The organism is Halobaculum sp. CBA1158, assembly GCF_021431925.1.
Taxonomy (GTDB): Archaea; Halobacteriota; Halobacteria; order Halobacteriales; family Haloferacaceae; genus Halobaculum.
The window spans coordinates 2,772,357-2,788,998 of the sequence record NZ_CP090371.1 but is presented as its reverse complement, the minus strand read 5'-3'; the positions used below and the strand labels follow the sequence as shown (position 1 = coordinate 2,788,998).

Annotated in this window: 19 protein-coding genes; 10 read left to right on the top strand and 9 right to left on the bottom strand. The window is 71.0% G+C overall.

The window, feature by feature from the left end:
- The first annotated feature begins 66 nt into the window (after positions 1-66).
- Both Hbl1158_RS14535 and Hbl1158_RS14530 read left to right on the top strand, forming a co-directional pair.
- Positions 67-753 carry a hypothetical protein gene (locus Hbl1158_RS14535; protein ID WP_234297967.1) on the top strand — a complete coding sequence of 229 codons (687 nt, stop codon included), beginning with the start codon at positions 67-69 and terminating at the stop codon, positions 751-753.
- Positions 754-1,026: 273 nt separating this feature from the next.
- Positions 1,027-2,379, top strand: coding sequence for a cytochrome P450 (locus tag Hbl1158_RS14530; protein ID WP_234297966.1), 1,353 nt, complete (start codon positions 1,027-1,029; stop codon positions 2,377-2,379).
- A gap of 60 nt (positions 2,380-2,439) precedes the next feature.
- Here Hbl1158_RS14530 and Hbl1158_RS14525 read toward each other — a convergent pair whose 3' ends face one another.
- Positions 2,440-3,048 (bottom strand): 2'-5' RNA ligase family protein, encoded by a 609-nt coding sequence (locus Hbl1158_RS14525; RefSeq protein ID WP_234297965.1) that lies wholly within the window; start codon positions 3,046-3,048, stop codon positions 2,440-2,442.
- A gap of 3 nt (positions 3,049-3,051) precedes the next feature.
- Positions 3,052-3,231 carry a hypothetical protein gene (locus Hbl1158_RS14520; protein WP_234297964.1) on the bottom strand — a complete coding sequence of 60 codons (180 nt, stop codon included), beginning with the start codon at positions 3,229-3,231 and terminating at the stop codon, positions 3,052-3,054.
- Positions 3,232-3,291: 60 nt separating this feature from the next.
- On the opposite strand from Hbl1158_RS14520, the gene Hbl1158_RS14515 reads away from it, so the two are divergent.
- From Hbl1158_RS14515 to Hbl1158_RS14500, 4 genes are all read left to right on the top strand, one after another.
- The gene (locus Hbl1158_RS14515) at positions 3,292-4,611 is read left to right on the top strand and encodes a hypothetical protein (RefSeq protein ID WP_234297963.1); all 1,320 of its coding nucleotides are present in this window, start codon (positions 3,292-3,294) and stop codon (positions 4,609-4,611) included.
- 112 nt (positions 4,612-4,723) lie between these two features.
- The gene (locus Hbl1158_RS14510) at positions 4,724-5,848 is read left to right on the top strand and encodes a hypothetical protein (protein ID WP_234297962.1); all 1,125 of its coding nucleotides are present in this window, start codon (positions 4,724-4,726) and stop codon (positions 5,846-5,848) included.
- A gap of 213 nt (positions 5,849-6,061) precedes the next feature.
- Positions 6,062-7,063, top strand: a complete 1,002-nt coding sequence (locus Hbl1158_RS14505; protein ID WP_234299546.1) for an SPFH domain-containing protein — start codon at positions 6,062-6,064, stop codon at positions 7,061-7,063.
- Between the two features lie 148 nt (positions 7,064-7,211).
- The gene (locus Hbl1158_RS14500) at positions 7,212-8,372 is read left to right on the top strand and encodes a 60S ribosomal export protein NMD3 (RefSeq protein ID WP_234297961.1); all 1,161 of its coding nucleotides are present in this window, start codon (positions 7,212-7,214) and stop codon (positions 8,370-8,372) included.
- A gap of 6 nt (positions 8,373-8,378) precedes the next feature.
- On the opposite strand, the gene Hbl1158_RS14495 is transcribed toward Hbl1158_RS14500, so the two are convergent.
- The 4 genes from Hbl1158_RS14495 to Hbl1158_RS14480 all read right to left on the bottom strand — a co-directional run bounded on the left by Hbl1158_RS14495 (position 8,379) and on the right by Hbl1158_RS14480 (position 11,623).
- Positions 8,379-8,924: an NUDIX domain-containing protein gene (locus Hbl1158_RS14495; RefSeq protein WP_234297960.1), complete on the bottom strand. Its 546-nt coding sequence runs from the start codon at positions 8,922-8,924 to the stop codon at positions 8,379-8,381.
- Positions 8,925-9,011: 87 nt separating this feature from the next.
- On the bottom strand, positions 9,012-9,197 hold the full coding sequence (locus Hbl1158_RS14490) for a hypothetical protein (protein ID WP_234297959.1): 186 nt from the start codon (positions 9,195-9,197) through the stop codon (positions 9,012-9,014).
- A 128-nt stretch (positions 9,198-9,325) separates the two neighbouring features.
- Positions 9,326-11,254 carry an ATP-dependent DNA helicase gene (locus tag Hbl1158_RS14485; protein ID WP_234297958.1) on the bottom strand — a complete coding sequence of 643 codons (1,929 nt, stop codon included), beginning with the start codon at positions 11,252-11,254 and terminating at the stop codon, positions 9,326-9,328.
- Positions 11,255-11,404: 150 nt separating this feature from the next.
- On the bottom strand, positions 11,405-11,623 hold the full coding sequence (locus Hbl1158_RS14480) for a hypothetical protein (RefSeq protein ID WP_234297957.1): 219 nt from the start codon (positions 11,621-11,623) through the stop codon (positions 11,405-11,407).
- Between the two features lie 98 nt (positions 11,624-11,721).
- Here Hbl1158_RS14480 and Hbl1158_RS14475 point away from each other — a divergent pair, with 98 nt between their 5' ends.
- Positions 11,722-12,591 (top strand): YkgJ family cysteine cluster protein, encoded by an 870-nt coding sequence (locus Hbl1158_RS14475; RefSeq protein WP_234297956.1) that lies wholly within the window; start codon positions 11,722-11,724, stop codon positions 12,589-12,591.
- 125 nt (positions 12,592-12,716) lie between these two features.
- Here Hbl1158_RS14475 and Hbl1158_RS14470 read toward each other — a convergent pair whose 3' ends face one another.
- Positions 12,717-12,881, bottom strand: coding sequence for a DUF5786 family protein (locus Hbl1158_RS14470; protein WP_234297955.1), 165 nt, complete (start codon positions 12,879-12,881; stop codon positions 12,717-12,719).
- Between the two features lie 276 nt (positions 12,882-13,157).
- Between Hbl1158_RS14470 and Hbl1158_RS14465 the strand changes: the two genes are divergently transcribed.
- Positions 13,158-14,198, top strand: a complete 1,041-nt coding sequence (locus tag Hbl1158_RS14465) for a DUF5784 family protein (RefSeq protein WP_234297954.1) — start codon at positions 13,158-13,160, stop codon at positions 14,196-14,198.
- Between the two features lie 216 nt (positions 14,199-14,414).
- On the opposite strand, the gene Hbl1158_RS14460 is transcribed toward Hbl1158_RS14465, so the two are convergent.
- Positions 14,415-14,699, bottom strand: coding sequence for a DUF2795 domain-containing protein (locus Hbl1158_RS14460; RefSeq protein ID WP_234297953.1), 285 nt, complete (start codon positions 14,697-14,699; stop codon positions 14,415-14,417).
- Positions 14,700-15,028: 329 nt separating this feature from the next.
- On the opposite strand from Hbl1158_RS14460, the gene Hbl1158_RS14455 reads away from it, so the two are divergent.
- Both Hbl1158_RS14455 and Hbl1158_RS14450 read left to right on the top strand, forming a co-directional pair.
- Complete coding sequence (locus tag Hbl1158_RS14455) at positions 15,029-15,832, top strand: PHP domain-containing protein (RefSeq protein WP_234297952.1); 804 nt, start codon at positions 15,029-15,031, stop codon at positions 15,830-15,832.
- 26 nt (positions 15,833-15,858) lie between these two features.
- The gene (locus Hbl1158_RS14450) at positions 15,859-16,032 is read left to right on the top strand and encodes a DUF6757 family protein (protein WP_234297951.1); all 174 of its coding nucleotides are present in this window, start codon (positions 15,859-15,861) and stop codon (positions 16,030-16,032) included.
- Between the two features lie 60 nt (positions 16,033-16,092).
- On the opposite strand, the gene Hbl1158_RS14445 is transcribed toward Hbl1158_RS14450, so the two are convergent.
- Entirely contained in the window at positions 16,093-16,629 is a 537-nt protein-coding gene (locus tag Hbl1158_RS14445; protein WP_234297950.1) for a GNAT family protein, read from the bottom strand.
- Between the last annotated feature and the right edge of the window lie 13 nt (positions 16,630-16,642).

Below are 16,642 nucleotides of genomic sequence, written 5' to 3'. Positions count from 1 at the left end.
TCGGTCCTCGACCGCCACCCGATACCCTACCGTTTTATTATTTATCGCTCTCTCATCGGATCAAACATGTCGGACGATCGGCCGTCGGGGCCGTCATCCGCTCATACCGGTCGTTCCCCGCGTCCACGCCGGACCCGCCAGAGTGAAACAGTAACAGAGTTCCGGTACCGTGAAAACAAGGAGATCCTCCGTCGTCGCAGCTCGGAAACCGAGGCTCTCAACGAGAAAGCGTCCAGTCTGATCCGGTTCCTCGGAGTGATATTCTCAGTGTATTCGGGATTCATCCTTCTGTTCGCGAGGTTCAGAACGGAGCCCTCGGTCACGCTCGACGCGAACTTCCTCAACGTGTTCACCACGGCGAGCGTCATCGCACTAGGTGGGGCGGTGCTCACCACTATCCTGGCCTACCACCGAACGGATATCGCTCAGGGTCCGAGCGCCGACTACCTCCTCGACGAGATCAGCGAGGACGAATCCGTGCGGGAAGCAAAGCGATCGATCAACGAGAAGGTTCCCGGGTGGGTAGCGAACAACGAAACGGAAATCCAGCGCGACCACACACGCATATTCAACGCACAGATGACGACGCTGTTCAGCCTCTCTTATCTCGTTCTCGGCGGCGCGTTTCCGCTCGTGTTTCCCGATCCGCATGTTTCGATCTATGCCCTCGTCGTGATCGTGGCCGCAGTCGCCACGTACGTCGTCTACGATATCGTCCGTTCGCTCGCGAGTCCGGTGAACGGGTCCGGCTGAGCGAAACATTGAATGTGGTAGCCGGGAGAACACCTAGCGAGATGAGCCACTCTAACGACCACAGGAACCAGAAGCCCGACACGGAGGGTTCGACGGAGGACGCGGACGTGAAGTCCAACCGTGTCTCGGAGTGGGGTCCGTCGCTTACCCGGTTCGTCCAGAAACACATTTAGTCGTTCTCTCGGATACCTTTTTTAATCGTTCTCTCGGTTCACACCGATCGCGTGCTAGCGCGCCCGAGGGTATTTCCGGCTCGCAGCCCTGTACGTGTCTATGAGTACGAGACCGCCGGGTCCCCGCGGCGAGCCCCTGCTCGGGAACGGCCGGCGCTACTCGCGAGACCCCTTCTCGTTCATGACAGCCGTCGCCGACGCCTACGGCGACGTGATCCGCCTCGATCTGGGCCCCCGCGAGACGTACATGTTCACCAACCCCCGGGACGTCGAGCGCGCGCTCGTCTCCGAGCACGCCGCCTACGGCAAGCCAACGCTCGACGACGCGATCGACGACCTGCTCGGCGACGGCCTGCTCATGAGCGAGGGCGACCGCTGGCGACACCAGCGCGAACTCGCGAACCCGGCCTTCCACGCCAGCCGGATCGCCGGCCTCGACGACGCCATCGTCGGCCACACGGAGGAGGCGCTCTCTGAGTGGGAGGACGGCGACCGCGTCGACGTGCAGGTCGAACTCGCCCGGCTCACCGTCCGGATCATCGTCACCGCGATGTTCGGCACCGACATCGACGAGGAGACGGTGAAGACGGTCCAGGAGAACCTCGAGCCGCTCGGCCAGCGCTTCGAGCCGAACGCGATGCGGGCTGTGATCCCCAGTTGGGCACCCACCCGCGAGAACCGCGAGTTCCACGACGCCGTCGCGACGCTCGAGGGCGTGATCGACGACCTCGTCGCGCGCCGCCGCGGCACCGAGGAGACCGCCCCCGACCCCGCCGGCGACGCCGTCGACTCGCCGATGCCGATGGACCTGCTGTCGATCCTCCTGCGCGCGCAGAACGCGGGCGAGCAGACCGAAGCGGACCTGCGCGACGAGCTGATGACGATGCTGCTCGCGGGCCACGACACCACCGCGCTCGCGCTCACCTACGCCTTCTATCTCCTGTCGCAACACCCCGAAGCGAAGGCGCGGTTCCAGCGGGAGGTCGACGCGCTCGACGGCACGCCGACGGCAGGAGACGTGCGCGATCTGGAGTTCACCGACCGCGTGCTCTCGGAGTCGATGCGGCTGTACCCCCCGGTGTACACCCTGTTCCGCGAGACGCGCGTCGACACCCGCGTCGCCGGCTACCGGATCCCCGAGGGATCGCTGGTGATGCTCCCCCAGTGGGTCGTCCACCGCTCGGAGCGCTGGTACGACGACCCCGAGGCGTTCGACCCGGACCGCTGGGCTCCCGAGCGCGCCCGCGACCGCCCCCGGTTCGCGTACTTCCCGTTCGGCGCGGGCCCGCGCCATTGCATCGGCAAGCAGTTCTCGCTGCTGGAGGCGAAACTCATCCTCGCGACGGTCGGCCGCGAGTTCGACTTCTCCTACGAGGGCCCGGACCTCGACCTCCGCGGGTCGCTGACGATGCATCCCGACCACCCGGTCCCGATGCGGCTGTCGTCGTGCTGACGGCGCGCAACGCGCACGCGACACGGCGGGAGATCCCGGGAGACCCCCGGTGGCGGGGGGTCAGCCTCGAAGCGGAACCCGCGCCGCGATCTCCTCGTACTCCCGCGTCCAGACGCCGAGTTCGTCGACCGTCCAGCGGACTGACTCGACCTCCCGATCGCGGAGTCGGTCGACGGCCGCGCCGGGGTCTCCGTGGCCGTCCCACCCCCGCGCCAGCGTCACGTGCGGGACGTAGTCCGCGCCCTCCAGGCCGGCGACGGAGCCGAACTCCCTGACGAGTCGGTCGTGGACGGCTCGGAGGGAGTCGCGTCCGGAGACGGGGTCGGCGTCGCCGCGGCGGTCCGCCTCGCCGCCGCGGTCGTCGCCTCGGTCTCCCCCGCCATCGACGGGGAGCGCCTCCACCGCGAGGTACACCACCGGTGCCGCGCCCATCGGGGGGCGCTCGAAGGCGTCGACCCCGGTCACCCGGAGGTCGAACGGGGCCACGTCGGCGAGGGCGGGGCGGAGGCGCTCGCGGATCCGGTGGAGGTCGTTCAGGTCGCGGCCGTCGAGGCGCTTCACGACGAGGGTGTGTCGGTCGCGGACCGTCTCGAACGGCGCGAGATCGGGCTCCAGCGAGGCGGCGAGTCGCTGCACGGGCCAGGGGACGGGGACGTTGACGCTGTACACGTCTCAGATCCGGTCGGTCAGCCAGAGGACGATGAGGACGATCACGGCGACGCCCAAGATCCCGCCCAGCGAACCGACCACGCCGAGCGCGATGCCGACGATCCCCTCCAGGATTTCGAGCACCAGCCAGACCGCGACCAACACCAGGACCAGTTTCAGCAGGTCGTCGACGTCGAGTGCCATGCCCGGGATCGGTTCGCCGGCGACGAAAACCGTTTTGGGCGGCCCGCGGGAGAGACGGGTATGCGACGCCCCGCCGCCGCGGCCGCGCTCGCGCTCGTGCTCGCGCTGGCCGCCGTCGCCCCGGCGGTCGGAGCCGCGGGGAGCGCGAGCGCCTCCTCGGCCCCGCTGCCGACGAGCTACGGCACTCTCGGGTCGGACGCGACCGCCGCGGACATCGGGCTCGGGGCGGCCCAGACCGGCGACGTCGAGGCCAACCGCGTCGTCCTCCGGGCGACGCTCGAACCGGACGGCGACGCCCGCTGGGAGATCGCCTACCGGATCGAGCTGACCGACGACAACACCACCGCCGCCTTCGAGAGCCTGCGCGAGGACATCCGCGCGAACAGGTCGGCGTACACCGCTCAGTTCGCCTCGCGGATGAACGCCACCGTCGCCGCCGCCGAGAACGCGACCGGTCGCGAGATGGCCGCGCGCAACGTCTCCGTGGCCACCGGCCGCGACCCGTTCCCCACGAGCAGCGACTACGGCGTGGTCACGTACTCGTTCACCTGGGAAGGGTTCGCCGCCACGCAGGGCGACCGCGTCGTCGCCGGCGACGCCCTCGCGGGGCTGTACCTCGACGCCGGCACGGTGCTCACGATCGCGTGGCCCGACGACCTCGACGCGCGGTCGGTCGATCCGGAGGCGGACGAGCGCTCCGACACCGCCGTGACGTGGCGCGGCGAGCGTAACTTCGGTCCTGGCCAGCCGCGCGTGACCGTCGCGCCCGCCTCGGCGCTGCCGGTGCGTCCGGCGTACCTCGCGGCGGCGGCGGTCGTCCTGCTCGGCGTCGCCGGCGCGGTCGTCCTCCGTCGCCGCGGGGCGTTCCCCGTCGGCGGCGACTCGGAGGCCGTCGCCGGCGACGGCTCCCTCGGCTCGGACTCCGGGGCGGCGAGCGCCCCGGAGACGGCCCGCTCGACCGCGTCCGAGACGGATCGACGCGACCACGACGATGGCGAGGGCGGCGACGACGGCGACGATTCCGCCAGCGAGCGGTCCGACGCCCCAACCGCCGCCGGCGATCCCAGCGGCTCCGCCGGCGACGACTCGGAGGCCGCCGGCGGCGGCGACGACGCCACGCCGCCCGAGGAACTCCTCAGCCCCCACGAGCGGGTGACGCGTCTCGTCGCCGGCAACGGCGGCCGGATGAAGCAGGCCGACGTGACCGAGGAACTCGGCTGGAGCGCCGCCCGCACCAGCCAGGTCGTCGGCGACCTGCGCGACGACGGGGACCTGGAGAGCTTCCGGCTCGGCCGCGAGAACGTCCTCCGGCTCCCGGAGGCGGACGACGAGCCCCACCCCGGCGAGCCCGACAGGCCGGGCGACGGGGACGACGAGTGAGGACGGTCGCGGCCGGGATCGCCCGTCGGCGACGGGTTAACGGAGCTTAACCGGGGTGAATCCGAGGGAAGCGAGTGGACGGTATTAGTGGGTGGGTCCCCACGACGGAGATATGAGTCGGACGACCGTGCTCCTGGCGGCGGCGATGTTAGTCGTCGCGGGGATCCCCGCGACGGCAGCGTTCGCCCAGGAATCGGGGGACACCGCACAGCCGGGGGCGACGTTCGCCGGCGTGGTGGGGGTGCAAGGCGCGGAAGTCGAGGGGGAGGTAGAGAACAGGGCGCTCGACCGGCGCTTCGAGAACGCGACTTCGAACGAGTCGCGGGCGGCGGTCGTCGCCGAGGAGACCAAAGAGATCCAGCGTCGGCTGTCCGAGCTGCGCGACCGGCGCGAGGCGCTCGAAGAGCGGTATCAGTCCGGGGAGATCACCCGCGGCGAGTACCGGTCGCGACTCGCGAGTCTCGCCGCGCAGACCCGGTCGCTCGAACGGCGGCTCAACGCCACCGCCGCCGCCGCCGCCGAGATCCCCGAGGAGACGCTCCGCGAGCGCGGCGTGAACGCCTCGTCGATCGCCGAACTCAGGCGAAACGCCTCTGAGGTGTCCGGCGGCGAGGCCGCCGAGGCCGCCCGCGAGATCGGCGGCGAGGGGACCGGCGACGGACTCGGGAACCGCGGTCCGCCGGAGGACGCCGGCCCGCCTGAGGACGCCGGTCCGCCGGAGGACGCTGGCCCGCCGGAGGACGCTGGCCCGCCCGACGACGGTACTGACGGCGAGGAGAACGAAACCGAGGGGAACGAGAACGCGGACGACGAGAACGACGACCGCGGACCGCCGGACGACGCTGGTCCGCCCGGTAACAGCGGTGGCGGCGACGACAACGCGGACGACGCGGGCGACGGCCGCGACGGGAACGAGACCGGGGACGACCGGAACACGGCGGCTCCGGGTGCCGGAACCGGGACCGACCGCGGGAACGGAGGAGCCGGCGGCGACGACGGGAGTGAGACCGGACCCGACAGCGACGGCACCGACGGCACCGACGGCACCGACGACGGCTCCGACTCGGACGGCGCGGACGACGGGGCCGGCCCGCCCGACGACGCTGGGAACGACGGCGACAGCGACGCCGGCAACAGCGAAACCGGCGGCGACGACGGGAGTTCAGACGACGGGGACGCGGACAGCAACGGGGACGGCGACGACGGGAACGGCGCGGACGACGACACGGACCGCTGAGATCCGGTCGCGCGACTCCCGATCCCGCGAAACCCTAAGTAGCGCGTCGTTCTATTCAACGGTATGAACGACGCCGGCAGCCGGTTCTTTCGGACGCTGGGTCGTCTGAGCGCCGGTGAGGCCGGTCTCTCGGACCTGCTCCCCGACGACGGCCGCGTCCAGGTCGGTATCGCGGTCGCGCTCGCCCTCCTCGCGTGGCTCCTCCTCCCGACGATGTACGCGCTCGCGGGGACGCTGCTCGTGCTCGCGGCGGTCACGCTCGCCTCGGCGGTCGAGATCGTGCAGGCGTACGAAACGCGCGCGCTCACGGTGCTGGGCTCCTACCGCGGGCTCCTCGACCCCGGCTTGCACCTGATCCCGCCGTTCGTCTCGCGGACCTACCGGTTCGACACGCGCGTCCAGACGATCGACGTGCCGACCCAGGAGGCGATCACCCGCGACAACTCGCCGGTCACCGCCGACGCGGTCGTGTACGTCCGCGTCGTCGACGCCGAGCGGTCGTTCCTCAACGTCGAGGAGTACCGACGGGCGACCGCGCTGCTCGCGCAGACCTCGCTCCGTGCGGTCATCGGCGACATGGACCTGGACGAGACGCTGCGCCGGCGCGAGGAGATCAACCGCCGGATCCGCGAGGGGCTCCAGGGTCCGACCGACGACTGGGGCGTCGAGGTGGAGATGGTCGAGGTACAGGAGGTGCTCCCGACCCGGGGAGTCCTCGACGCGATGGAAGAGCAGACCTCCGCCGAGCGTCGCCGCCGCGCGATGATACTGGAGGCGCACGGCGAGCGCCGCGCCGCCGTCGAGACCGCCGAGGGCGACCGAACGGCGAACGTCCTCTCCGCCCAGGGCGAGAAGGTCGCGAGCGTGCTGGAGGCGCAGGGCGACGCCATCTCGACGGTGCTGCGCGCCCGTGCCGCCGAGTCGATGGGCGAGCGCGCCATCGTCGACAAGGGAATGGAGACGCTGGCGTCGATCGGCCAGGGCGAGTCCACGACGTTCGTGATCCCGCAGGAGCTGACGAGCCTACTGGGGCGGTACGGGAGTCAGCTCTCGGGGTCGGACGTGCAAGACTCCGAGGGACTCGAGTCGCTGTCGTTCGACGAGGACGAGCGGGAACTGCTCGGACTCGACGCTGTCGACGAGATGCTCGAGCCGGACGCCCCTGCCGAGGCGGAGGCGGCCCCGGAGTGGGAGTCGACGTACGAGGCCGAGTGACACGGCCCGAACCCGGCGAGCCGGCGCTGTCGCGTCCGCGGTTCGGCGGTTCAGCGGTCCGGTGGGCTGGCGCTGTCGCGTCCGCGGTTCGGCGGTCCGGCGAGTCGGTCGCGCCGTTTAACCGCGTCTACCGTGTACGCAGCCACGAATGAGTGAGACGCGCGATCGGCGGGAGTTCTGCCCCCGCTGCGGCGATTCGGTCCCCGAGCGCGAGGAGCCGCTGCCGGGCGAGCCGCGCGAGCGCGACCGCGTGCTGTGTGACGCCTGCTATCTGGAGGACTTCGAACTGGTCGACGCGCCCGAGCGCGTCGAGGTGACCGTCTGCCCGCACTGCGGCGCTGTCCACCGCGGCAACCGCTGGGTCGACGTGGGCGCGCGCGACTACACCGACGTGGCCGTCGACGAGGTGTCCGAGGCGCTCGCGGTCCACCTGAAGGCGGAAGACATCGGGTGGGGCGTCGAGCCCGAACAGGTCGACCAGAACACGATCCGGATGCATTGCACGTTCTCCGGCGTCGTCCGCGGCGTCCGCGTCGAGGAGACGGTCGTCGTTCCGGTGAAGATCAGCCGCGGCACCTGCGACCGCTGCGGGCGCATCTCCGGCGGAAGCTACGCCGCGGAGGTGCAGATCCGCGGGCGCGACCGCGTCCCGGACCCCCGAGAGCAGTCGCGAGCCGTCGAGATCGCCGAGTCGCTCGTCGCCGAGCGCGAGGCCGACGGCGACCGCGAGTCGTTCGTCACCGAGGTCGTCGACCAGCCCGAGGGCACGGACGTGAAGCTCTCGACGAACAAGCTCGGGAAGGCCGTCGCCACCCAGATCACCGAGGAGTTAGGCGGGAGCTACTCGGAGGCTCCGACGCTCGTCACCGAGGACGGCGACGGCAACGAGGTGTACCGCGTCACCTTCGCGGTCCGCCTGCCGAAGTTCCGCCCGGGCGACGTGATCGACCCCGACGACGGCGAGGGGCCGGTGCTGGTGCGCTCCGTCCGCGGCAACCTCAAGGGGATCCGCCTCGCGACGGGCGAGCCCTACGAGGCCGCCTTCGAGGAGGGAGAGACGCCCGACGCCGAGACGGTCGGACACGTCGACGACGCCGTCCAGACGACGGTCGTCGCCGTCGAGGACGACAACGCTGTGCAGGTGCTCGACCCCGAGACGTACGAGGCGGTGACGGTGGCGCGCCTGTCGGGCGTCGACGAGGACGCCGAGCGCGTCGACGTGGTGAAGACCGACGCGGGGCTGTACGTGGTGCCGCCGGCGGACGCGGACGACGGGGAGGCCGAGGACGACACAGCCGACGGGGAGTAGCGGCGGCTACCGGTCCCTGCCGAGTCGATCGATCGCGTCGAGCACCTGCGTCCTCCCGGACGCCCGCAGCAGCGGCGGCGACCCCTCGATCTCGGTTCGCGTCCAGAACCGCGCGTCAGCGGCGTCGTCGGCCGCCTCGACGGTCCCCGTCGCGTCGGCGGCCGCGGCGGCGTAGTTGAACGAGACCATCGACACCCCGTCCTCGAACCGGAGGAACCCGTCGCCGACGAGCGTCATATCCGCCGGGTCGACGGACAGGCCGGTCTCCTCCCGGAGCTCCCGGGCCGCCGTCGTCCGCGGCGGCTCGTCGCCGAGGCAGTGACCGCCCGCCAGCGCCCACGCCCCCTCGTCGCGGCCCTCGCCCATCTCGACCAGCATCGCGCGGTCGCCGTCGACCACGGTCGCTCGGGCCATCGGGATCGGATTCCGGTACAGCGTCAGGTCGCAGTCGGGGCAGTACGGCCGCTCGCCTTCGTGGGTCTCGCGAGCGCCGAGCGACGCGCCGCAGGCGGGACAGTACGAGACTGTCGCCGTCTCGACGGTGTAGCTCACGGACCGAGACGCGCGCGGCTACCGGTTGAGTGTTCTGCCGGCTGGAGCGACTGGGGACGAGAGCCGGGGAACGTGGGGGTCAACCGCTCAGTCAGCGTTGACCCCAGAAGGCCCGCTCGGGTCGAGCGACGGCCCCGCGGATCCGACGCCGCGGCGGCGGCACAGCTCGTCGAAGCGGTCGAGGTCGACGCCGGCCTTCCGGGCGGCCTGCGTCCGCGTGAGCGTTCCGGAGTTAAACAGCGTCAGGGCGGTGTCGACACCGTGGATCGTCATAGCTCCGGATACTACAAGGGAATACATAATCCTTCGTGAGATAATATGTCATGATACGCGTGGCGACTCACGCCGTTCCGGTGCTGTCATATAAGGGCGTACTCGGATCGCCGTGGATCTCGAAGGGGCTACTCTCCCCACACGTCCGAGAGCGGGTGGTCCGCCATCGGGTCGTCCCCGTCCTCGTCGTCGCCGTCGTCGCCGGAGGAGGATCCCCGCGACGACCCCGACGAGGACGACGCGGATCCCGAGGAGGGGCGTCCGGTACCGCCCGAGAAGCCACGGCCACCGCCGCTCCCGCCCCCGTCGCTCTCGCCACCGCCGCTCCCGCCACCACCGCTCGACCGTCCGCCGCCGACGCCGTGTCCCGCCCCGGAACTCGGGCCGGGATCGGCGTCCATCCCCGCCATCGCCGCCTCGGGGTCGAACTCCGGGAGGTCCGGCTCGCTCATGCGGTCGATCTGGTCGCGGAACCACGACGGCGTGTCGGCCCGGGCGCGCTCGAACAGGTCCAGCAGGCTCGAGTCCGCGAGGTAGGTCGCGCCGTGGTCATCGGGCGCGCGGACGACCCGGCCGCACGCCTGGATCACAGTCCTGAGGGCGGCGCGGTGGTACCACGCCCACTGACCGTCCTCCAGGCGGGCGGCGACGCGGGAGTCGCTCGTGTTGAGATACGGGGCCTTACACAGCACCTGCCAGCGACAGAGGTCGCCGTTCAGGTCCAGCGCCTCCTCCATCTTCACAGAGACGAACACCTCGGGGTCGTCGCTGGCCTTCCACGCCTCCAACTGGGCGTCGCGGTCGTCGCTGTCGTGGCTTCGGACGCGCGCGCCGACGCCGAACTGGCCGAGGCGCTCGGTCAGTTGTCGGGCGATGGCGTAGCTGTGGGCGTGGATCAGTCCCTTCTCGTCGGGGTGGCGCGCCAGCAGCCGCAGGCACAGCCGCGCGACCTTCGGGAGCGTCTCATCGCGGTGCTCGTACGTCATTTTCCCCTGCGTCACGTCGTACAGCGGCCGGTTCTCGACGGGGAACGTGTGTTCCACGTCGACGAGCGCGACCTCCGAGGGGTCGAGGCCGACGCCGCGGCAGAACGACTCCTTGCTGAGGATCGTGGCCGACAGCAGCGCGAAGCGGTTTCCGCGGTCCCACACCGTGTGCTTCAGGTAGCGCTCGGGGTCGAGCGGCTTGATCGTCAGCGCGCCGCCCTCGCCGTCGGGCTGGTCGACGACCCACGTCGTCGCCGACTCCGCGTCGCGGTAGTCTTCCAGGAACCACTTCACCTCCGAGATCAGTTCCTGCAGGCGGTCGCGTCTGGCCGCCTCCTCCGGCGTGAGGTCGCCCTTCGCGAGGAGGTCGTCCTTGGCGCGCTCGCAGACGCCGACGAGGGCGTCGCCGAACCGGGCGGTGCGCTCGACGGGACCGACCTCGTGATCGTGCACGTCCGGCACCCCGACTTCGTCCCAGACGGGCACGGTCTCGGGCGACAGTTCGATCGTCGCGTACATCTCGGCCCACTCCGCGAGGCCATGCGCCTCGTCGACGACGACCACGTCCCGTTTCCGGAACACGTCCGAGCCGGCCGTCTGCATGAAGTACGCCAGCGTCATCGCCGCGATGGGGCGATTGGAGGCGATCGCGCGGTCGGAGTAGTACGGACAGCGGTGCTTGACCGAGCAGTCGTACCCCCGCTGGCGGGCGCAGGGCGCGCGGTTCACCGGGGTGTCCTCCTCGCCTGGGAGGATACAGGTGTAGTTGGACTTCCCGCGGATCACGTTCAGGTCCTCGAGGAGGTCGTCCGCGGCAACGTCGTCGAGTTGCGACACCTGCGGGGTGGTGTAGTACGCCCCCGTCGCCTGCGACGGACTGGCCTCCTCGACGGTGCGGGCCGCCCCGGCGATCGCCCGCGCCAACAGCGACTTCCCGCTCCCCGTGGGTGCGCGAACGAGCACGACACGGTTGCCGTCGGCGAACGCGTCGGCGATGGCCGACAGCGCCGACTCCTGGGTCCCGCGAAAGGAGGGCGCGGGGAACGCCGAGGGGATCCGGGAGGGGTCCACGGTCTGTCGGAGGAACCGCGGCGGCGGGCGTAAGGGTGTCGGATGGCGGTACCGCGGTCGATCCCGGGGGAGGGGTGAGTAGTCGTCGAGATCGGAGTCGTCGAGAGCTCGATCGGCGGGCCCCGTCGGCGACTCCACTCGACGGACGACTCAGTCGTCCGCCGCCGGCAGCGCCTCGACGTGCTCGCGACGCACCTCCTCGTCGTCGGGGAGCGCCTCGATGCAGTCGTAACACAGGAAGTGCTCGGAGCCGTCGGCGAGTTCGAGGGTGAGGCCGTCGGTGCTACCCGTCTCGAACGACCACATGTCGCCGATGCCGCCGCCGAGGCGGACGCGGTCGCCGCAGCCGTCGCACCGCTGCGTGCTCATGCCCCTGCTGGGGTCGGCGCGGACAATAACCCCGCGGTCGCGCACCGACACAGCGATCCGCAGACAGCTTCTTGCGACGCGACGGCGTCACGTCGACCATGGAGGTGAACTGCGAGGGCTGCGCCGGCTGCTGCATCGACTGGCGGCCGCTGGGTGCGCCCGACGACCGCGAGCGCGAGGGACGCTACCGCGCGCTCGACGACGCGTACAACCTCGTCGCGCTCTCTCGCGACGAGATCCGCGAGTTCGTCGCCGACGGTCTCGGCGACGCGCTCGTTCCCCGACTGTTCGCCGCCGAGGGAGACCACACGGTGACGGTCGACGGCCACGAGGTCGCCGCCGTCGGCGGTCGACCGGCGTTCCTCGTCGGCCTCCGCAAGACGCCGAAGCCGGTCGCGCCCTTCGACGGAGAACGCGTCTGGCTGGACGCCTGCGCCTTCCTCGATCCGACCACGCTGAAGTGCCGGATCCACGAGACCGACCGCTACCCGCGCCGGTGTCACACCTACCCCGGCCACAACCTCGAACTCGACGCCGAGACGGAGTGCGAACGGGTCGAGCGCGTCCACGGCGAGGCCGGGGATCACCTCGTCGACGACGCCGTACCCGCCGACCTTCCGCCGCCCCCGCTGGACCGGGGCGCGATCGGCTCGACGGTGTTCCTGTACCCCGATCCCGACGCCGTGGAGGGAGCCGTCGCTCGGCTCGTCGCCGGCGAGGCGACCGTCGAGGACCGCGCCGCGTTCGTCGCCTGCGCGGCCGCGTCCGCGCCGGGGACCGGCACGGTCGACGACGACCGGATGGCTCGCGAGCGCGAGCGGACGCTCGCGGCCGACTCCTGGGTCGCCGCCGCCGACCGGGAGTGGCGGGACGCGGCGGCCGACCGCGGCAGTCCCGTCGCGGACGCCCCCGACCCGGACGCCGTCGAGACGGATCGCGGCGCGCCCCCCACCGACGACTGGGAGTGACGCCGGCGGGCGATCCGCGGTTCGGGACCCGTGGTCCGTCGACCCGGACACGTACGCTTCGGGCGGTGGCGTCGCTGAACGGTCACAGGCGCACTCGAGAACCCCCGGTCGCCGGCGTCGTCGGCTCAGTCGTCTTTGATCGTCTGGAACTGGTCGAGGAGTGCCTCCGTGGAGTCGCCCGACTCGTAAGTGACCCTCCCGCGGTACTCGCTGCGTTCCTCACCGAAGTCGCCGTCGAGACGGGCCTTCTCCTCGCGACGCTCGTGCTCGTCCTCGTCATAGGCACCCATTGACATGGTACGACATCACGTAACAAATCATCTGCAATATATGTATCGGTCGTTCGTGGTATAGCCGCCAGTCCGTCGTCGTCCGCGACCGTCGGATCGATCAGTGGGTGGTCGCAGGCATTCCTCGGCCGCCGTAGGTCGCTGCGGGCCGCCGTAGGTCGCTGCGGGCAGCAACAGGTCGCTGCAGGTCGCCGCGGACCGGTCCGTGCGAGGCTGTCGGGCGGGGACGTGACGCCCGAGCGGAGGGTTCAAACCGAGCGCCCGTCGATAGCCGACGTGGCACGCCCGCTCCGTTTCAGATACGCCCCCGGCTCGTGGTCGACGGGTCGCGTCCGAAGCGACCTCCTCGGTCCGCTGGACTCGAACATCGGGGCGACCGCCGGCGACCCGTGGTACGCCCCGCCGTCCGGCTACGAGGCGCGACGATTCGACATGGACGACGGCAGCCTCGCGCTGTTCTGTTGGACCGACGACGGGGAGGGCCCCGACGGCGTCGGCGGCGGTCCCGGCGGCTACTGGCTCGGCAACACCGAGACGCCCTCGACGCTGTGGCGCACCGAGAAGTACGCGCTCGCTGACGTGCCGTTCGGCGTCACGCGATGGGCCGAAAAGGAATTGCTGGCGGTGCTGTACGAGGACGACCCGTGGCTGGAGGACTTCCCGCACCTCTCGTGGTACTTCCTGCCGGTCTTATGCTCGAAGGACGGCGCGGGGACGACCCGGGAGTTCTTCCGCGAGCACGCCGCGGGGTTCCCCGACGCCGACCGCTTCGAGGCGCTGGGCTTCTACGAGCAGTTCCTCGCGACGGGCGTCATGGACGACGAGCGCGAGGAGATGGCGAGCAAGCTCGGCACCAGCGAGTACATGGACCTCACCCGAATGACGGCGACGATGGGCGAGTTCGACGCCGCGCGCCTGCTCGTGAACGCGGGCTACGACATCGAACCGGAGATCGAGGTGACGACCGACCACGTGATCGACTTCCGCGCGACCCGCGACGACGGGACCTCGACGCTCGTGGAGGTGACCCGGCCGGTCGCGCCCAACAGGCGCTCGGCGGGGACGCCGTCTGCGGCCGTGCGCGACACCGTCGAGACGAAGACCAGCGGGCAGTTGGAGGCCCACGGCGGCGGGATCACGCTGTTCGTCGACTGCTCGTCGTTCCCCGACGACGACTGGTTCGCCGTCCGCGGCGAGCGCCCCGAGGTGGGCCACCGTCCGGCGGTCGTGTTCCGGTCGCGCCCCGACGGCCGCACGGAGGCGTACCGGAAGGGAAGCGTGCCCCTGGAGTTGGACGCGGCGCTGGAGTGGGTGTAACGGCGCTGGAGTTGGACGCGGCGCTGGAGTGGGTGTAACGGCGCTGGAGTCGGACGCGGCGCTGGAGTGGGTGTAACGGCGCTGGAGTTGGACGCGGCGCTGGAGTGGGTGTCGCGTCCGAACGAAGGTGTCGGGGTCGATGACTGAGCTACGACTGACCCCGAGACCGATCAGTACCGTGGTGCGGCAGCGTGGCGGGTCGCCGCCGCGGCCGTCTCAGAACGAGACGGGGTCCGGTCCGTCCTCCCCGACTGCGGGGGCGTCGCGGTCGCTGTAGAAGCGCCGCCCGACGGCCTCGTGGCCGACGCCGCCGCGGAGGGTCATCCACACGTCGTCGGCGGAGTGGAAGGTCTCCGACCCCAGGCGACCGAGTACCGCACCGAGCGTCTCGCTCCCGTCCTGTAGTTCGATACGGGTGTCGCCGTACGCGTCGATGAGTTCGCCGCTCGTCGCGGGGTACTCGTGGGTCGAGATGTCGTCTTCCGTGCCGTTCAGGCGCATCAACTACGCTGACGCGGTCCGGGTATGTAACGATTGTCCATGTACGACCTTCGTGGGAACGGTAGTCTTTAACGTATTATAATGTCCTTCAATTCGATCGCGTCCGTCGATCGGCGTCCTTTGGGCGGCCACGGCTCCCTCGGGCAGCCACGTCTGTCCGCGACGGACGCGATCCGGGTCGCCGCCGCGGATCGTCCTCGACTGGAACTCTCTCACCCCCGTCGCCGCCGACCGTAGCTCTCCCGCCCACGTCGCTGCCGACCGGAACTCTCCCACCCAGGTCGCCGCCGACCGGAACCGCCTTGGGTCGCGACCGTCCGACTCGAAGCATGGTAGTCGCGGACCTCCACGCGCACACGACGGTCTCCGACGGGACGTTCACCCTGGAGTCGCTGGTCGCCACCGCCCGCGACGCCGGCCTCGAGGCGGCCGCCGTCACCGACCACGACCGGATCCATCCCGAACTGAACGCGCCCGTCGTCGACCGCGACGGGCTGACGGTCGTCCGCGGCATCGAGCTTCGCGTCGAACTCGCCGGTGGCGACCGGGTCGACCTCCTCGGCTACGGCGTCGGCGACGACGACGCGCTCCGCGCCGAGTGCGAACGCCTGCAGGCGGACCGGATCGACCGCGGTCGGCGGATCATCGAGCGCGTCGAGTCCCGCCTCGGCGTCGACCTGGGTATCGAGGCGCGCGAGGGCCTGGGTCGCCCGCACGTCGCTCGCGCGATCGACGCCAGCGACGCCGACTACGACTACGAGGGCGCGTTCGCGCACCTCATCGGCAACGACGGTCCCTGCTACGTTCCGCGCGACGTGACCCCGATCGACCGCGGCGTCGACCTCCTCCGGGGTGCCTGTGCGGTCGTCGGCCTCGCGCACCCGTTCCGCTACCACGACCCCGCGGCGGCGCTCGATCTCTGCGTCGAACACGACCTCGATGCGGTCGAGCGCTTCTACCCGTACGCCGAGTCCGTCACCGACGACCCCGGCCGGGTCGAGTCGCTGGCGGCCGAGCACGACCTCCTCCTGACGGGCGGCACCGACGCACACGGCGAGGAGCTGGGGGTTGCGGGACTCGACGCCGAGCGCTGGGCGGCCGTCGTCGAGCGGTTGCCGGAGGCACGGAGTTAAGTAGGAACGAGCGCCCAGTATCGGACATGCAGTGCCACTACTGTGAGCGCGAGGCGGCGTACGCCGCCGAACGGGGGGGCGTCAGGGTCGGCCTGTGCGAGTCGCACTTCCGCGACCGCGTCGAGGAGCTCGCCGAGAGCGAGGGACTCGAGGCCATCCGCGAGCAGGTCGACGTGACGCAGACCGATCGCGAGTCCTGATCGCTCCGACCGCCCACGTCCCCGCCCTCACGCCCCCACCGTTCGATCGCGTCCCCGCCCTCACGACTCTCGGTCCCACTCGCGCGCGAGCAGCCCGTAGCGGAGCGTGTCGCGTCGCTCCCCGTCGCGGACCGCGTTCTCGCGGAGCCGGCCCTCCTCGGCGAAGCCGAGGCGCTCGAGCACGGCCGTCGACGCGTCGTTGCCCTCGTACACCCGGGCGGTGAGGCGGTGATGGCCGCGCTCGTCGAACGCGTGATCGCACAGCAGGCCCGCCGCCGCCGTCGCGTAGCCGTTGCCCTTGGCGTCGGGGGCGAGCCAGTAGCCCACCTCCGCGACGCCGCGGCGGGCGTCCTCGTCGAACAGGAAACACAGGCCGACCGGGTCGCCGTCGACGCAGATCGCCAGCGTGAGTCCGTCGTCGCCGCGGACGACCTCCTCGCGGTACTCCGCCACGTCCTCGGCGGTCAACGGCTCGAACTCCCCGAGCGGGTCGCGCAGGGACGCGCGGTTGCGGTGCTCGTGGAGGAACGGCTCGTCCTCGCTCTCGACGGTTCGGAGGGCGACGCGCTCGTCGGCGAGGAAGACGGGACCGGGCATACCCCGAGGGGCG

What these genes read in the sequence shown, in the direction of transcription:
- Hbl1158_RS14535 (WP_234297967.1), top strand. Translation starts at nt 67, where the DNA reads ATGTCGGACGATCGGCCGTCGGGGCCGTCATCCGCTCATACCGGTCGT.
- Hbl1158_RS14530 (WP_234297966.1), top strand. Translation starts at nt 1,027, where the DNA reads ATGAGTACGAGACCGCCGGGTCCCCGCGGCGAGCCCCTGCTCGGGAAC.
- Hbl1158_RS14520 (WP_234297964.1), bottom strand. Translation starts at nt 3,231, where the DNA reads ATGGCACTCGACGTCGACGACCTGCTGAAACTGGTCCTGGTGTTGGTC.
- Hbl1158_RS14515 (WP_234297963.1), top strand. Translation starts at nt 3,292, where the DNA reads ATGCGACGCCCCGCCGCCGCGGCCGCGCTCGCGCTCGTGCTCGCGCTG.
- Hbl1158_RS14510 (WP_234297962.1), top strand. Translation starts at nt 4,724, where the DNA reads ATGAGTCGGACGACCGTGCTCCTGGCGGCGGCGATGTTAGTCGTCGCG.
- Hbl1158_RS14505 (WP_234299546.1), top strand. Translation starts at nt 6,062, where the DNA reads ATGTACGCGCTCGCGGGGACGCTGCTCGTGCTCGCGGCGGTCACGCTC.
- Hbl1158_RS14500 (WP_234297961.1), top strand. Translation starts at nt 7,212, where the DNA reads ATGAGTGAGACGCGCGATCGGCGGGAGTTCTGCCCCCGCTGCGGCGAT.
- Hbl1158_RS14490 (WP_234297959.1), bottom strand. Translation starts at nt 9,197, where the DNA reads ATGACGATCCACGGTGTCGACACCGCCCTGACGCTGTTTAACTCCGGA.
- Hbl1158_RS14480 (WP_234297957.1), bottom strand. Translation starts at nt 11,623, where the DNA reads ATGAGCACGCAGCGGTGCGACGGCTGCGGCGACCGCGTCCGCCTCGGC.
- Hbl1158_RS14475 (WP_234297956.1), top strand. Translation starts at nt 11,722, where the DNA reads ATGGAGGTGAACTGCGAGGGCTGCGCCGGCTGCTGCATCGACTGGCGG.
- Hbl1158_RS14470 (WP_234297955.1), bottom strand. Translation starts at nt 12,881, where the DNA reads ATGGGTGCCTATGACGAGGACGAGCACGAGCGTCGCGAGGAGAAGGCC.
- Hbl1158_RS14460 (WP_234297953.1), bottom strand. Translation starts at nt 14,699, where the DNA reads ATGCGCCTGAACGGCACGGAAGACGACATCTCGACCCACGAGTACCCC.
- Hbl1158_RS14455 (WP_234297952.1), top strand. Translation starts at nt 15,029, where the DNA reads ATGGTAGTCGCGGACCTCCACGCGCACACGACGGTCTCCGACGGGACG.
- Hbl1158_RS14450 (WP_234297951.1), top strand. Translation starts at nt 15,859, where the DNA reads ATGCAGTGCCACTACTGTGAGCGCGAGGCGGCGTACGCCGCCGAACGG.
- Hbl1158_RS14445 (WP_234297950.1), bottom strand. Translation starts at nt 16,629, where the DNA reads ATGCCCGGTCCCGTCTTCCTCGCCGACGAGCGCGTCGCCCTCCGAACC.